Source organism: Niveispirillum fermenti (assembly GCF_048066175.1).
In the GTDB taxonomy this organism is placed as follows: domain Bacteria; phylum Pseudomonadota; class Alphaproteobacteria; order Azospirillales; family Azospirillaceae; genus Niveispirillum; species Niveispirillum fermenti.
On the sequence record NZ_JBLTXA010000165.1, the window covers coordinates 1 to 218 of the forward strand.

The following is a 218-nucleotide window of genomic DNA, read 5'->3' on the forward strand; positions in this document are numbered from 1 at the left end:
GGCAGTGACTGCACCAGCCATATCACCGGTAGTCAGTCCTCCTGCAAGACCAGAGGCCAACTGACTCAATGCACTGACTTGCTGTTTCTCCTTCTCACTTAAATCAGAAACCTTCTTACCCTCAAAGAGCGTATTCAGGATAACCTGTGCTGCTAATTCACCGCCGCCTGCACCTAATCCTCCCGCAACAGCAGATTGATTATTCAGTTCAGCGACTA

General features: G+C 49.5%; 1 protein-coding gene. It reads right to left on the reverse strand.

Going from position 1 to position 218, the window contains the following annotated elements; translation table 11 throughout:
• Positions 1-218 (reverse strand): VENN motif pre-toxin domain-containing protein (locus ACM9LZ_RS26170; RefSeq protein WP_416622427.1); only part of this gene is annotated, 218 nt, incomplete at both ends.